Origin of the sequence: Flagellimonas flava (assembly GCF_050617915.1) — a bacterium.
Lineage (GTDB): Bacteria > Bacteroidota > Bacteroidia > Flavobacteriales > Flavobacteriaceae > Flagellimonas > Flagellimonas flava_A.
In genome coordinates, this window is record NZ_JBODQE010000198.1 from 1 (window position 1) to 234 (window position 234).

General features: G+C 36.3%; 1 pseudogene. It reads right to left on the bottom strand.

The features are described 5' to 3' along the window. A pseudogene (locus tag ACRHOZ_RS21525) lies at positions 1 to 97 on the bottom strand (M23 family peptidase); the annotation flags it as partial. Between the last annotated feature and the right edge of the window lie 137 nt (positions 98 to 234).

The following is a 234-nucleotide window of genomic DNA, read 5'->3' on the forward strand; positions in this document are numbered from 1 at the left end:
TCTTCTCCTCAAAAGTGCTCTCGTTCAAAATCACCAAGCGATACTTGTGCAGAAGGTTTTGCTTGATTTCTTTTCTTTTCTTCTTGTCTTTTGCCATGATGGACAAAGATAGCGTTAGATTTTTATATAGATGTTAAGCTTTTATAAAACCCCTTCTGTGGCAACTATTTGTTCCAGAAACAGCTGGATCTGCTAATTTTCGTTAATCACCTAGAGCGTTACAGTTCTTTTTAC